The organism is Burkholderia sp. BCC0405 (assembly GCF_902833075.1).
In the GTDB taxonomy this organism is placed as follows: Bacteria; Pseudomonadota; Gammaproteobacteria; order Burkholderiales; family Burkholderiaceae; genus Burkholderia.
Genome location: NZ_CADFEO010000002.1, coordinates 132,517 through 145,844, shown reverse-complemented (window position 1 = coordinate 145,844; position 13,328 = coordinate 132,517). Strand labels below are relative to the sequence as shown.

Annotated in this window: 14 protein-coding genes; 8 read left to right on the top strand and 6 right to left on the bottom strand. The window is 70.0% G+C overall.

What is annotated here, in order from left to right:
* Positions 1-18: 18 nt before the first annotated feature.
* The gene (locus HWX36_RS03760) at positions 19-1,293 is read left to right on the top strand and encodes an EAL domain-containing protein (protein ID WP_175950939.1); all 1,275 of its coding nucleotides are present in this window, start codon (positions 19-21) and stop codon (positions 1,291-1,293) included.
* Between the two features lie 22 nt (positions 1,294-1,315).
* On the opposite strand, the gene HWX36_RS03755 is transcribed toward HWX36_RS03760, so the two are convergent.
* The 3 genes from HWX36_RS03755 to HWX36_RS03745 form a co-directional block, all read right to left on the bottom strand.
* Positions 1,316-1,918 carry a methyltransferase domain-containing protein gene (locus tag HWX36_RS03755; RefSeq protein ID WP_175950938.1) on the bottom strand — a complete coding sequence of 201 codons (603 nt, stop codon included), beginning with the start codon at positions 1,916-1,918 and terminating at the stop codon, positions 1,316-1,318.
* A gap of 93 nt (positions 1,919-2,011) precedes the next feature.
* Entirely contained in the window at positions 2,012-3,058 is a 1,047-nt protein-coding gene (locus HWX36_RS03750) for a 2-dehydropantoate 2-reductase (protein WP_175950937.1), read from the bottom strand.
* Positions 3,051-3,575: an Mpo1-like protein gene (locus HWX36_RS03745; RefSeq protein WP_175950936.1), complete on the bottom strand. Its 525-nt coding sequence runs from the start codon at positions 3,573-3,575 to the stop codon at positions 3,051-3,053. The genes HWX36_RS03750 and HWX36_RS03745 overlap by 8 nt, the downstream gene beginning before the upstream one ends.
* Before the next feature lie 81 nt (positions 3,576-3,656).
* Between HWX36_RS03745 and HWX36_RS03740 the strand changes: the two genes are divergently transcribed.
* Positions 3,657-4,364: a Crp/Fnr family transcriptional regulator gene (locus HWX36_RS03740; RefSeq protein WP_027789289.1), complete on the top strand. Its 708-nt coding sequence runs from the start codon at positions 3,657-3,659 to the stop codon at positions 4,362-4,364.
* A gap of 86 nt (positions 4,365-4,450) precedes the next feature.
* Positions 4,451-5,662 carry a chromate efflux transporter gene (gene chrA / locus HWX36_RS03735; protein WP_175950935.1) on the top strand — a complete coding sequence of 404 codons (1,212 nt, stop codon included), beginning with the start codon at positions 4,451-4,453 and terminating at the stop codon, positions 5,660-5,662.
* 104 nt (positions 5,663-5,766) lie between these two features.
* Here the strand turns inward: chrA and sodB are convergent, their stop codons facing one another.
* Both sodB and xseA read right to left on the bottom strand, forming a co-directional pair.
* A complete protein-coding gene (gene sodB, locus HWX36_RS03730; RefSeq protein ID WP_011352986.1) occupies positions 5,767-6,345 on the bottom strand; it encodes a superoxide dismutase [Fe] in 579 nt (192 codons plus the stop codon).
* Between the two features lie 216 nt (positions 6,346-6,561).
* Positions 6,562-7,944 (bottom strand): exodeoxyribonuclease VII large subunit, encoded by a 1,383-nt coding sequence (xseA, locus tag HWX36_RS03725; protein ID WP_175950934.1) that lies wholly within the window; start codon positions 7,942-7,944, stop codon positions 6,562-6,564.
* Between the two features lie 450 nt (positions 7,945-8,394).
* On the opposite strand from xseA, the gene lpxK reads away from it, so the two are divergent.
* The 5 genes from lpxK to HWX36_RS03700 all read left to right on the top strand — a co-directional run bounded on the left by lpxK (position 8,395) and on the right by HWX36_RS03700 (position 12,410).
* Complete coding sequence (gene lpxK / locus HWX36_RS03720) at positions 8,395-9,423, top strand: tetraacyldisaccharide 4'-kinase (protein ID WP_175950933.1); 1,029 nt, start codon at positions 8,395-8,397, stop codon at positions 9,421-9,423.
* Positions 9,404-9,598, top strand: coding sequence for a Trm112 family protein (locus tag HWX36_RS03715; protein WP_010090898.1), 195 nt, complete (start codon positions 9,404-9,406; stop codon positions 9,596-9,598). Before lpxK ends, HWX36_RS03715 begins: the two co-directional genes overlap by 20 nt.
* Before the next feature lie 111 nt (positions 9,599-9,709).
* Positions 9,710-10,495 carry a 3-deoxy-manno-octulosonate cytidylyltransferase gene (kdsB, locus tag HWX36_RS03710; protein ID WP_175950932.1) on the top strand — a complete coding sequence of 262 codons (786 nt, stop codon included), beginning with the start codon at positions 9,710-9,712 and terminating at the stop codon, positions 10,493-10,495.
* A 208-nt stretch (positions 10,496-10,703) separates the two neighbouring features.
* Positions 10,704-11,366: an adenylate kinase gene (gene adk / locus HWX36_RS03705; protein WP_175950931.1), complete on the top strand. Its 663-nt coding sequence runs from the start codon at positions 10,704-10,706 to the stop codon at positions 11,364-11,366.
* A 285-nt stretch (positions 11,367-11,651) separates the two neighbouring features.
* The gene (locus HWX36_RS03700) at positions 11,652-12,410 is read left to right on the top strand and encodes a 3-hydroxyacyl-CoA dehydrogenase (RefSeq protein ID WP_175950930.1); all 759 of its coding nucleotides are present in this window, start codon (positions 11,652-11,654) and stop codon (positions 12,408-12,410) included.
* A gap of 67 nt (positions 12,411-12,477) precedes the next feature.
* On the opposite strand, the gene HWX36_RS03695 is transcribed toward HWX36_RS03700, so the two are convergent.
* Positions 12,478-13,320 carry a SirB1 family protein gene (locus HWX36_RS03695; RefSeq protein ID WP_175950929.1) on the bottom strand — a complete coding sequence of 281 codons (843 nt, stop codon included), beginning with the start codon at positions 13,318-13,320 and terminating at the stop codon, positions 12,478-12,480.
* Between the last annotated feature and the right edge of the window lie 8 nt (positions 13,321-13,328).

Below are 13,328 nucleotides of genomic sequence, written 5' to 3'. Positions count from 1 at the left end.
CTTCCTTCGGCCGACATCATGAGCATGATCGAAATCGATCCCCCCGGCTTTCAGCCGCCCCGCCCCGTCGCCGGCGACGACGGGAACCGGCGCACCGTGCTGTACGGCGGCTACACCGTGTTCAGCGTGTTCCAGCCCGTTTTCTCGGTGTCGCACCGCCGCGCGATCGGCTATCACGCGTCGCTGCGTGCGCACGACGAGGAAAGCCGCCAGGTGGCGTCGCACGAGGTGTTCACGCAGGCGGCGCGGCGCGGCGACCTGCTCGAGCTCGGCCGGCTCGCCGAATCGCTGCATCTCGGCAACTTCCACGCATTCGACAGCCATGACGAATGGCTCTTCCTGAGCCTGCACCCGGCCGCGCTGATGGACACCGTCTACAGCGACGCGATGCTCGCGAACCTGAAGGCGCTCGGGCTGCCGCCGCATCGCGTGGTGCTTGAGGTGCCCGAGCAGGCGGGCGGCGAGACGCCGCGCTACGCGGCGATCGTCGACGGGCTGCGCAAGGCCGGCTTCCTGATCGCACTCGTCGGGTTCGGCGCGAAGCATTCGAACATCGATCGCGTGTGGCACCTGCATCCCGACATCGTCACGCTCGACCGCGGCATTCTCGCGCAGGCGAGCGAGCACTCACATCTCGAACGCGTGCTGCCGGGGCTCGTCTCGCTGCTGCACGAATCCGGGCAGCTCGTGCTGATGGGCGGGCTCGCGACCGAGCGCGACGCGCTGATCGCACTGGAGTGCGACGTCGATTTCGTGCAGGGCCAGTACTTCGCGGGGCCGAGCGTCGAACCGGTACAGCCGCAGGCTGCCGCGGGCTGCATGGATACGCTGTCGGCCGCCTTGCGGCTGCGCGTCGCGGAACGCGAGCGCACCCAGGCGGCGCGGCTCGCGCCGTACGTCACGGCGCTCGAGGAAGCGAGCCGCAAGCTCGTCGCCGGAGAATCGCTGACCGACGCGGCCGCGGCCGTACTCGGGCTGCCCGAGACCGCGCGCTGCTTCCTGCTCGACGCATCGGGGCGCCAGATCGGCGACAACGTGCTCGCGCGCGGCAGCGTATCGCAGCGCGCCAAGCGCTTCCGGCCGCTGCTGCATTCCGAAGGGGCAAGCTGGGAACGCCGCCCGTACTTCATCGGCGCGATGCGCGCACCGGGCCGCGTGCACCTGACGGCGCCCTACCTGTCGATCAACGAGGCGCACCTGTGCGTGACCGCGTCGATCGCCGCGCCGGTCGCGACCGGCATGCAGGTGCTCTGCGTCGACATCAACTGGGAAGCGGCTCTCAACCGCGAATGAGCGGGGAGCCGCCGCGTCGCGCTCACGCGGCGCCGGTCTTGCGCGCGATCAGCCGGTGCACGCGCTTGCCGGACGATGCGCTGACGACCTCGTGCTCGTCGATCACCTGCGTGCCGGCGCCGAGCGCCGCCCGCATCCGCGCCGAATCGAGCGACGTGTAGAGGCGGCCGCGCTCGTCGCGCAACGTGCCGTTTCCGGCCACCCGCCAGCTCATGTACAACGTGCCGCCCGGCATCAGGAGTTCGGCCAGCCGCGTGGCGGCGGCCGCCGCGTCCGCCTGTTCGAGATGCATGACGACCGTTTCGCACAGCACGTTGCGAAACGCGCCGGACGGCACGCCGGCCAGCGCCGGCAGCGTGGCCAGCTCGAAGATGAGATCCGGATAGCGCCGCCGCGCCTCGTCGAGCAGCGCGGCGCTTGCGTCGTAGCCGCGCACGTCGAAGCCGCGCGACGCGAGCCAGGCCGTATCGCGCCCGGCTCCGCAACCGACGTCCGCGGTCGGTCCCGGCGAAAAATGCTGCTCCAGCAGCGCGTACATGTCGTCGGGCGCGGCCTGGTCGAGCCAGTCCTGCGCGTACTGCGCGGCATGGGCGTCGTAGGCATCGAGAGTCGGGCGATCCACCATGGTAACGGCTCCGCATAGGCGTCGTATGACGCACCCCGCATCTTAGCCGTTGCGCCCCGTGTGGGCACCTCGCGCGACGGGTTGCGCAGTTCCCTACGCGGCCCGCACATCGCCCGCGCGCGGCGCCTGTGCGGTCAGGTCGGCCCACAGGTCGGCGGCGCGCCAGGCCGGGCGCGCCGCTGCGCGTTCCGCGTCGTGCACGAGCGCGCACAGTCGAGCATTGACGGGCGCCTGCCCGCCGAAGCGCGCGGCCAGCCGCACGACCTCGCCGTTGATCCACTCGACTTCCGTCGCCCGCCCCGCCGCGAGATCGTCGGACATCGACGAACGCGCGAGTGGATCGATCGCGAGCATCCGGCCACCGAGCACGCGAAACGCCGGATCGGGCAAGTCGAGCACGTCCGGGATCCACCCGGCCGGCAACGGCGTCAGCCGCGCGGGCCGGATCGCGGCCCGCGCCAGCCAGTGCAGGGCCTCGCGCTGCGCGAGCGCAACGCAGCGCCGGTACCCGCGTTGCGCGAGTTCGTCGCGCAGCGGCAGGTTCGCGAGCGCGTTGATCGCGTTGTTCAGGTTGAGCAGCAGCTTCGCCCATTGGACGGCCGGCATGTCGCGATGCAGCACGAGCGGCAGTCCGGCGCGCGAGAACGCACCAGCGAACGGCGCGAGCGCGGGGGACGCTTCGGCCGCCAGCGCACCGGCCGAGCCCTGGTGAAACGCACCCGGCTCGCGCTCGATCACGTTGAACGGCACCATGCCGGCGAGCACGGCGGCTTGCGGCAGCGATGCGCGCAGCACGTCGGCGTTGTGCAGGCCGTTCTGGAAGCTGATCACGACCGTGCCGGGCCGCAACACGCCGGCAAGCTGCGCCGCGGCCTCACGCGTCGCCGCCGATTTCACCGCCACGAGCACGAGCCGCGCGGCCGCCGCGGCCACCGGATCGGTCGCGAACGCGACATCGGCCGGCGCGAGCGTCGCGCGATAGCCTCGCTGGTCGGTCAGCGTCAGCCCGTGCCGATGAATCGCGTCGCCGATCCGCGCGCGGCCGACGAGCGTCACATTCGCGCCGGCCGCCGCGAGCCGTCCGCCGAGATAGCAGCCGACAGCGCCCGCGCCGAACACGCAGACCGGTGCGTCAGACATGCGAATGCGCGCCGCCGTGCACGGGGCCGGCCCGCCGCTCGATTTCGCGGCGCACGTCGCCGCGCAGCCCCGCGAAGAACGCGACCTCGGCGACGACGAACAGCGGCCCGACCATCAGGCCGACCAGATCGTCGACGAATGCGGGCTTGCGCCCTTCGAACCAGTGCCCGACGAACTGCACGATCCAGCCGACGACGAACGCGCCGATGCCGATCGCGAGCCATTGGGCGGTCGGCAGCACCGCAAGCGCCTGCGCGGCCCACAGGCCCAGCGCGAACAGCGCGGTCATCACGATCCCGAATCGCAGATCGAGGCGCAGGTAGAACACCGAGAACGCGACGGCCAGCAGCAGTGCCGGCGACAGCGCGATGCCGGCCAGCATCCCGATGGCCGGCCGCGACAGCAGCACCTCGACCGCGAACACGATCATCGGGATGCCGACCAGGTGCGTCGCGATATTGCGCGCGTCGCGATGGTAGGCCGCATACTGGGCAAGATGGTCTTCGAGCGTCTTCATCGCGTCTCCTGGTCGGTTGTCGAGCGCTATGATGCGCGTCACGCCCCAGAACCTCTGTCAGCTACCCGACATCGCGTGTCCATGCCCTCTTCGCTCGCTCCATACCTGCCGCAGATCGAAGCGAACCCGTGGTTCGCCGCGCTGCCGCCCGCGTTGCGTGCGGACCTGCTCGCCCGCGCGGCGCTGCGCCGGCTGCCGGCCGGTCATGCGCTGTTCCGGCGCGGCGACCCGCCGTGCGGGCTGTACGCGGTACTGGCCGGTTCACTCACGATAGGTGCGGTCGACCCGCAGGGCAAGGAAGCGCTGCTGACTGTCGCGGAGCCCGTCACCTGGTTCGGCGAAATCGCGCTGTTCGACGGCCAGCCGCGCACGCACGACGCGATCGCACTCGACGATGCGCTGCTTCTGCACGTCCCGCAGGCCGCGCTGCTCGCGATCCTCGACGCGACGCCGCAATACTGGCGACAATTCGCGCTGCTGATGGCGCAGAAGCTGCGCCTGAGCTTCCTGACCGTCGAATCGATGAGCGTGATGCCCGCCGCGCAGCGGCTCGCCGCCCGGCTGCTGATGATCGCCGACGGCTACGGCGGCATCAGCGCCGGCCGCACCCGTATCCGGCTGTCGCAGGAAAAGCTCGCGGCGATGCTGTCGCTGACGCGGCAGACCACCAACCAGTTGCTGAAGGCGCTACAGGCCGACGGCGTCGTGCGGCTGCACGTCGGCGAGATCGAGCTCGTCGACGTCGATGCGCTGCGGCGGGCGAGCGGGTTGCCCGACGGCATGCGCTGAGCCCCGGTACCGCTGTCGCGCAGCCTCCCCGCCGTCACCGCGTTGCGCTATCGTGGCGGCTCGTCCGTTCACCCGCTAGCACCGTCTTGAGCACGTCGACCGCCTCCGCTCCGTCCCGCCATCCCTGGCCGGTGTTCGTCGCATTTCTGCGGCTCGGCCTCACATCGTTCGGCGGCCCCGTCGCGCATCTCGGCTACTTCCGCACCGAGTTCGTCACGCGGCGCGGCTGGCTCACCGAGCGCACGTACGCGGATCTCGTCGGGCTGTGCCAGTTCCTACCGGGGCCGGCGAGCAGCCAGGTCGGGATGGCGATCGGCCTCGCGCGCGCCGGCTATGCGGGCATGTTCGCCGCGTGGCTCGGCTTCACGCTGCCGTCAGCGCTGCTGATGATGCTGTTCGCGCTCGGCGTGCACGCGACGGGCGCACCGATCGAAGCCGGCGCGCTGCACGGGCTGCGCATCGTGTCGGTCGCCGTGATCGCGCAAGCGGTGTGGGGCATGGCGCGCACGCTGTGCCCGGATGCGCGCCGCGCGACGCTGATGGCCGCGGCCGCCTGCGTCGCGCTGCTCGCGCCGGCCGCGTGGACGCAGGTCGCGGTGATCGTCGCGGCCGGTGCCGCCGGTCTCGTCCTGCTGCCGCAACCGGCGCGAGACGCCCACGAGCCGTTGCCGCTGCACGTATCGCACCGCGCGGGCGTGCTGTGGCTCGCGCTGTTCGCGGCGCTGCTCGTCGCGCTGCCGTTCGCGGCCCGCTTGCTCCGATCCGATACGCTGGCTGTCGTCGACGCATTCTTCCGCACCGGCGCACTCGTGTTCGGCGGCGGGCACGTGGTACTGCCGCTGCTGCAGGCGGCCGTGGTCGCGCCCGGCTGGGTCGGCGATGCGGCGTTCCTGGCCGGATATGGCGTCGCGCAGGCCGTGCCGGGGCCGCTGTTCACGTTCTCGGCATTCCTCGGCGCATCGCTGCGCAACGCGCCGAACGGCTGGCTCGGCGGCACGATCGCGCTGGTGTCGATCTTCGCGCCGTCGTTCCTGCTGGTGGCCGGCACCGCGCCGTTCTGGGAACGGCTGCGCCGCAGCACGCGGATGCAGGCCGCGCTCGCAGGCGTGAATGCGGCCGTCGTCGGGCTGCTGCTCGCCGCGCTCTATCACCCGGTCTGGACCGACACGATCGTGGCGCCGCGCGATCTGGCCGCCGCGCTCGTCGCGTTCGTCGCGCTGGTGTTCTGGCGCGTGCCGCCGTGGGCCGTCGTGATCGCAAGCGCGGCGCTCGGCTGGGCGCTCGGCGTGGTCGCCTGATCCGGCGCGCCACGCACGATCCTGCCGGACAAAAACAAAAAGCCCTCGTTTCGAGGGCTTTTGCGTGGATGCCGCGCGCCGTAGCGGCGCGCAGGCGCCGGACCTTACGCGAAGTTCTTCGCTGCGAAGTCCCAGTTCACGATGTTCCAGAACGCTTCGACGAACTTCGGACGTGCGTTGCGGTAGTCGATGTAGTACGCGTGTTCCCACACGTCGATCGTCAGCAGTGCCTTGTCGGCGGTCGTCAGCGGCGTTGCCGCGTTGCTCGTCGACACGATGTCGAGCGAACCGTCAGCCTTCTTCACGAGCCATGCCCAGCCCGAACCGAACGTGCCGACTGCGGCCTTCGTGAACGCTTCCTTGAATGCGTCGTACGAACCCCACTTCGCGTTGATCGCGTCGCCCAGCGCGCCCGTCGGTGCGCCGCCGCCGTTCGGCGACAGGCTGTTCCAGAAGAACGTGTGGTTCCAGATTTGCGCGGCGTTGTTGAAGATGCCGCCCGACGACTTCTTCACGATCTCTTCCAGCGACAGGTTTTCGAATTCCGTGCCCGGGATCAGATTGTTCAGGTTCGTCACATAAGCCTGATGGTGCTTGCCGTAGTGGTACTGGATCGTCTCGAGCGAGATGGTCGGCGCGAGTGCGTCTTCAGCGTACGGGAGCGGCGGGAGCGTATGAGCCATGGCGATTCCTTCGTTGAGTATGTAGGGGGGCTTGTGTTGAATGCTGCCGAGCGTCCGATTGTAGGCGAGGACGAATAACCCCGCAAACTCGCGGGCCATTTATCCGCGGTATGCGGAAAAGCGATGTTCACGCATCGTCCGGCAGGGTGAGCCGGCGATGCGCAACATCCGTTCCCGTCCTCGGTGCGTCCCCTCGCCGAGCACGCGCAGGTTACGTCAGATCGTATCGGTCAGCCGCGGCTGCACATCAGCGAGCGACACGTCGGCCGAACCTTCTGCGAGATGCACGGTCAGGCGGCGCTGCGGCTTCAGCGCGTTCGGCGTGCGCACCGCGCGGCCCGTCTGTGCATCGATCAGCGCCGCATAGCCGCGCTCGAGCGTGCGCTGCGGGCTCAGCACCTCGAGCCTTGCCGCACAGGCTGACACGCGAGCCGTGTCGCGTTCGTGACGGCGCTGCAAGGCCAGCGCAAGACGCTGCGACAGCCCCGCGAGCACCTGGCGCGCCTGCGACGAATCGGGCCGCGCACGCTGCCAGCGCAGCTGTGCGAGCGCGAAGCGCGCGCGCGCGTCGCGCACCGGCCGCGACGCCGCCGACGCCAGCCGCACCGCGAGCTGCTCGACGTGCGTGCGCTGCCGCTGCAGCCGCTCGGCCGGGCTCACCAGCCGACGCGCGAGCCAGTCGAGCTGCTGCGCGCGCTGTTCGAGCCGGCGTTCCATCCCGCGCGCGAGCGCACGCTGGCGCTCGCCGACCTCGCGCAGCAGCAGCGCGCGCTGCGGGCTGGCGAGTTCGGCGGCGCCGGTCGGCGTCGGCGCGCGCACGTCGGCCGCGAAGTCCGCGATCGTGAAATCGGTTTCGTGCCCGACGCCGCTGACGACCGGCAGTTCGCTCGCCGCGATCGCGCGCGCCAGCGCCTCGTCGTTGAACGACCACAGATCCTCGATCGAGCCGCCGCCGCGACAGACCAGCAGCACGTCGACCTCGCGGCGCGCATTCGCGGTCTCGACGGCCGCGACGAGCTTTTCGGCGGAACCGGCGCCCTGCACGGGCGCCGGATAGACGACTACCGGAATGTGCGGCGCGCGGCGGGCGAGCGTGGTCAGCACGTCGCGCAGCGCAGCCGCCTGCAGCGACGTGACGATGCCGATCGCGCGCGGATGGGCCGGCAGCGGCCGCTTGCGCTCGGGCGCGAACAGGCCCTCGCTCTCGAGCTGCGCCTTCAGCCGCAGGAACGCCTCGTACAGTCGCCCCTGCCCGGTGCGCCGCACGGCCTCGACGTTGAGCTGCACTTCGCCGCGCGGCTCGTACATCGTGACGACCGCGCGCACCTCGATCCGGTCGCCTTCGCGCGGCGTGAACTCCGCATATTGCGCGCGACCGCGGAACATCACGCAGCGCATCTGCGCCTGCTGGTCCTTGATCGAGAAATACCAGTGGCCGCTCGCGGCGCGCGTGAAGTTCGACACTTCGCCCGAAATCCACAGCAGCGGAAACGAGCGCTCGAGCATCGTCGAAATCGCGCGATTGAGCGCCGAAACGGGAATCACTTCGTCGCCGCCGCGGGTCGCGCCCGGTGCGGCAAATGGGGAGTCGGAAGGCATGGACGGTCGGATGAATGCTGGCGGCGACACGATAGTCCGACACACGCGCGACGTCCAGCGCCGGACGCATGCGCCGTGACGTTCGGCAGGTGTCCACACTTTGACAATCATCGGCCTAAAACGCGTGAAATCCGTTGAAAAACCCAGACGATTCGCCATAACACGTTGATTTTTATATATTTTTAAAAATTTCAAAATGATTCTCATCCGATTCGAGGGCCGCCCGGCGGGCGTTTGACGCCATCGAGCGGGGAGTTCTTCACAGAGTTATCCACAAGCCGCCGCGATCCGGCCCCGCAGACTGCGGCGGCCGGTCGCGCTTGCCGCGCCCGCCTGCGGCGCGCTAGAGTGCCGCCTTCCGCAGACCCCGCGGCATGCGCCGCCCAACGGAGAATCCGCCTTGACGAATCCGTCCCACGCCGCGGCGCACCCCATGCCGCGCCCGGCCCGATGAGCGCGCCCGACAGCCCGCTCGCCCGGCTCGAAGCCCGCCTGACGCGCGAATGGCAGCGCCGCGGCGCGCTCGCGTGGGCGCTCACGCCGTTCGCGTGCGTGTTCGGCCTGTGCGCGGCGCTGCGGCGCACCGTCTATGCACAGGGCTGGAAGAAGCCGGTCGACGTCGGCGTGCCCGTCGTCGTGGTCGGCAATGTGACCGTCGGCGGCACCGGCAAGACGCCGACCGTGATCGCACTCGTCGATGCGTTGCGGGCGGCCGGCTTCACGCCCGGCATCGTGTCGCGCGGCTACGGCGCGAACGTGAAGGCGCCGACCGCCGTCACGCCCGCGTCGCGCGCCAGCGTGGGCGGCGACGAACCGCTCCTGATCGCACGCCGCACCGGCGCGCCCGTCTGGGTCTGCCCCGATCGCGTCGCGGCCGCGCAGGCGCTGCGCGCCGCGCATCCGGACGTCGACGTGATCGTCAGCGACGACGGCCTGCAGCACTACCGCCTCGCGCGCACGGTCGAGCTCGTCGTGTTCGACCACCGGCTCGGCGGCAACGGCTTCCTGCTGCCGGCCGGGCCGTTGCGCGAGCCGCTGTCGCGGCACCGCGACGCCACGCTCGTCAACGATCCGTACAGCGGCGCGCTGCCGCCGTGGCCCGACACCTATTCGCTCGCGCTCACGCCGGGCGCCGCGTGGCACCTCGACCAGCCCGCGCTGCGCCGCCCGCTGTCGCAATTCGCGCACGAGCGCGTGCTCGCCGCGGCCGGCATCGGCGCGCCGGAACGCTTCTTCGCGACGCTGCGCGCGGCCGGCCTCGCGCCCGCAACGTGCGCGCTGCCCGACCACTACGCGTTCGCCGACAATCCGTTCGTCGACGATGCCGTCGATGCGATCCTGATCACCGAGAAGGATGCAGTAAAATTGGGCGCTTCCTGGCGCGACGCCCGACTGTGGGTTGTCCCTGTCGAAGCCGCGCTCGACCCTCGCCTCATTGCCCTCGTTGTGGAGAAACTCCGTGGACGCTCGCCTGCTTGAAATCCTTGTGTGCCCTATCTGCAAAGGCCCGCTCCACTATGATCGTGCCGCGCAGGAATTGATCTGCAACGCGGACAAGCTCGCGTACCCGATCCGCGACGGCATCCCCGTGATGCTGGTCGACGAGGCGCGCCAGACCGTCGAAGGCACGCCGGTCGACCCGGCCGGCCGCTAAGCCGCCCGACCCGGCCCTCGCCGCGGCCCGCCCGCCGCGAGGGCGCCGAACCCAGCCGGGTGACGCGCACCAGACGCGCCGCCCGCTCCGCTCTTCTCACCGCCCTCCCCGATGACTCACCCCTTCATCGCCGTCATTCCCGCCCGGCTCGCGTCGACGCGACTCCCGAACAAGCCGCTCGCCGATCTCGGCGGCAAGCCGATGGTCGTGCGCGTCGCCGAGCGCGCGCGCGAAGCAGGCGCGCAGCAGGTACTGGTCGCGTCCGACGCCCAGAGCGTGCTCGATGCGGCACGCGATCACGGCTTCGAAGCGGTGCTGACGCGTGCCGACCATCCGTCCGGCACCGACCGGCTCGCGGAAGTCGCGGCGACCTTCGGGTGGAGCGACGACACCGTCGTCGTCAACGTGCAGGGCGACGAGCCGCTGATCGACCCCGTGCTCGTGCGCGACGTAGCGTCGCACCTCGCCGCCCATCCGGCCTGCGCGATTGCGACGGCCGCCCACCCGATCCACGACGCGGCCGACGTGTTCAACCCGAACGTCGTGAAGGTCGCGCTCGACGCGCAGAGCGTCGCGCTGTACTTCTCGCGCGCGCCGATTCCGTGGAGCCGGGACGCGTACCAGCCGCACTGGCCCGACGTCGCGGCCATGCCTGCGCCTGCTTTCCCGGTCTACCGGCACATTGGCCTCTATGCATATCGTGCGCGTTTCCTGCGCACGTATCCGACGCTCGCGCAGGCGCCGATCGAACAGGCCGAGCAGCTCGAACAGCTGCGTGCGCTCTGGCACGGCGAGCGCATCGCCGTGCTGATCACCGAGTCCGCGCCCGAAGCCGGAATCGACACGCCGGCCGATCTCGCACGCGTGCAGGCCCTTTTTCAGCCGTCATCAAAATAACCCGTGGCATAATCAGGCGATTGTGCGAGCCGTCCGCGACCAGCGCGTCCTCGCTTGACCCCGCCCGCGGCCTTGCCGGCAGCCGCGCGTCGCCGAAGCCGACGCGCCGCCTCAGACCGGTCCGTCGCGCGCCAGGCAAGCCCCGCGCTCGCAGTCGCCGACGCCTTAGCGTCTCGCCACACGAATCTACATACTTGGAGATATCACCATGCGTTTGATCCTGTTGGGCGCGCCCGGCGCGGGAAAGGGCACCCAGGCAAACTTCATCAAGGAAAAGTTCGGCATCCCGCAAATCTCGACGGGCGACATGCTGCGTGCGGCCGTGAAGGCCGGCACGCCGCTCGGCGTCGAGGCGAAGGGCTACATGGACGCCGGCAAGCTCGTGCCGGACGCGCTGATCATCGGCCTCGTCAAGGAGCGCCTGAAGGAATCCGACTGCGCGAACGGCTATCTGTTCGACGGCTTCCCGCGCACGATCGCGCAGGCTGACGCAATGAAGGAAGCCGGCGTCGCGATCGACTACGTGCTCGAGATCGATGTTCCGTTCTCGGAAATCATCGAGCGCATGAGCGGGCGCCGCACGCACCCGGCATCGGGCCGCACGTACCACGTCAAGTTCAACCCGCCGAAGGTCGAAGGCCACGACGACGTGACGGGCGAGCCGCTGATCCAGCGCGACGACGACAAGGAAGAAACCGTCAAGAAGCGTCTCGAAGTGTACGAAGCGCAAACCAAGCCGCTGATCACGTACTACGGCGACTGGGCGCAGCGCGGCGAGGAAAACGGCCTGAAGGCTCCGCAGTATCGCAAGATCTCGGGCCTCGGCAGTGTCGAGGAAATCCGCGAGCGCGCGTTTGACGCACTGAAGTAAGCAGCGCGTCGCGCACCCGCAAAGCCGCCCTTTCCGGGCGGTTTTTTTTGCCCGGACGGGATTCGCACGGCCGTCCCGGTCTCGCCGCCGCGCGAGGGCGCCCCGTACAATCGGTCGGGTGCGGGCGACCTGTTACGGGGGCGCAGGCATTTCAACCGATCGCGCGGCATCGAACCGGGCATCCGCTTGGCGCGGCACCGCCACAGGCGCCGGAACATCAACGGCGGCCGCATGGGTCCGCCCTAAGCGCCAATGCGCCAAGAGCACTCAACAAAGGAGACAGTGATGGACATTCGCGGCAACGTGTTTCTGATCACGGGCGGTGCATCGGGCCTCGGCGCCGGCACGGCGCGGATGCTCGCGCAGGCAGGCGGCACCGTCGTGCTCGCCGACCTGAACGACGCGGCGGGCACGGCGCTCGCGACCGAACTGGGCGGCATCTTCGTGCACTGCGACGTGTCGAGCGAGGCCGATGCGCAGGCGACCGTCGGCGCCGCGCAGCGCGCCGGCACGCTGCGCGGCCTCGTGAACTGCGCGGGCATCGCGCCCGCCGCGAAGACCGTCGGCAAGGACGGCGCGCATCCGCTCGACGTGTTCGCGAAGACGATCAACGTGAATCTCGTCGGCACGTTCAACATGATCCGGCTCGCGGCCGCCGCGATGGCCGCCACCGCGCCGACCGCGGACGGCGAGCGCGGCGTGATCGTCAGCACCGCGTCGGTTGCCGCATTCGACGGACAGATCGGCCAGGCCGCTTACGCGGCGTCGAAAGCCGGCGTCGCGGGCATGACGCTGCCGATCGCACGCGACCTGTCGCGCCACGGCATCCGCGTGATGACGATCGCGCCCGGCCTGTTCGAGACGCCGATGCTGCTCGGCATGCCGCAGGACGTCCAGGACGCGCTCGGCGCGATGGTGCCGTTCCCGCCCCGGCTCGGCAAACCGGCCGAGTACGCGCTGCTGGTGCGCCAGATCGTCGAGAATCCGATGCTCAACGGCGAGGTGATCCGCCTCGACGGCGCGATCCGGATGCAACCGAAATAAGCACGAAAAACGCCCGCGGCGCGGGCGTTCTTTCATTCATTCAGGGTTCCCGCAGCGCCGCGCCGGCTCAATCGTCGCCGTCGCGCTGCATCCGCTGCCGCAATTCGGTCACCTGCGACTCGACGACGGTGGCGTCGTCCGCGTCCGGCCGCTCGCCGAGATACAGTTCGAGATCCTCGAGCGCGGGGCGCAGGTAATCGAGCCGTGCATACGCGAAACCACGGTCGCGGACCTCGTCGAGGTGCTCGGGCAGCAGGATCACGAGCCGCTGCTGCACCGCGAGCAGCCGCTGCCAGCGTTCCGTCTGAAGATAGATCGTCTTCAGGTTGCGCAGCATCCGCGCGATGACCTCGCGGCTCGTCGCCGGCTGCAGCAGCGCGCGCAACGCGCTGTCGACCGCACCGGCCGCACGCGCGACGTACGGCTCGAGCATCTCGACCATCTCGGCTTCGGACAGCGAATGGCCGTTGGCCGGATCGATGATCAGGTCGCCGTCCGGCAACGTGACGCGCAGCAGGAAATGGCCGGGGAACGACACGCCGCGCGCCGGCACGCCGATCTGCTCGGCGAGCTCCAGGTACAGCACCGACAGCGAGATCGGGATCCCGCGCCGCCGCTTCAGCACGGCGTTCAGGTGGCTGTTATCGGGGTCGTAGTAGTCGTTGTGATTGCACGCGAAGCCGAGTTCGCGGAAGAAAAAATCGTTCAGTGCGGCGACGCGGCCCTTCAGGTCCGCATCGTCCGTGAGCCGCCGGCGCAGCCGCGCGGCCAGCATGTCGAGTTCGGCCAGCGTGCCCTGCAGGTCGAGGTCGGGATACGCGTCCTGCGCCAGCGACAGCGCCGCTTCCGTGACAGGCAGGCTGTCGTCGTCTGCCACGAGCGTGCTGAAGTAGTCGAGGACGCGGGTCATTGCGGTCG